At 62.5% G+C, this 480-nt stretch carries 1 protein-coding gene; it reads left to right on the forward strand.

The annotated features are described in order from the left end of the window. Window positions 1–480 (forward strand): ABC transporter permease subunit (locus SB765_RS28015; RefSeq protein WP_410932273.1); only part of this gene is annotated, 480 nt, incomplete at both ends.

Here is a 480-nt window from a genome sequence, read left to right on the forward strand (position 1 = left end):
GGAACCGGCCCGCGTGGGCTTGCTGGTCGCCATTGTGATGGTCGGCCGCTTCGCCATGAGCCTGTTCCTGCAAACCTCCAAGGGCCTGAAGATTCTGCAGGGCTTCGAGACCAGTGGTTCCGGCGTGCACGTGCTGGCGCCGGACTACAAGTCGCGGCTGCGCTGGATCATCCCGGCGCTGATCGTGATTGCCATCGTGTTCCCGATTTTCGCCAACAAGTACCTGCTGACCGTAGTGATCCTCGGGCTGATCTACGTATTGCTGGGCCTGGGCCTCAACATCGTGGTGGGCCTGGCCGGTCTGCTCGACCTGGGTTACGTGGCGTTCTACGCCATCGGTGCCTATGGCTTGGCGCTGGGTTATCAATACCTCGGGCTGGGGTTCTGGTCGGTGCTGCCACTGGCGGCTATCGCGGCGGCATTAGCGGGGTGCATTCTCGGCTTCCCGGTGTTGCGAATGCACGGCGATTACCTGGCCAT

Origin of the sequence: Pseudomonas sp. SIMBA_067 (assembly GCF_046534675.1) — a bacterium.
Classification (GTDB): domain Bacteria; phylum Pseudomonadota; class Gammaproteobacteria; order Pseudomonadales; family Pseudomonadaceae; genus Aquipseudomonas; species Aquipseudomonas putida.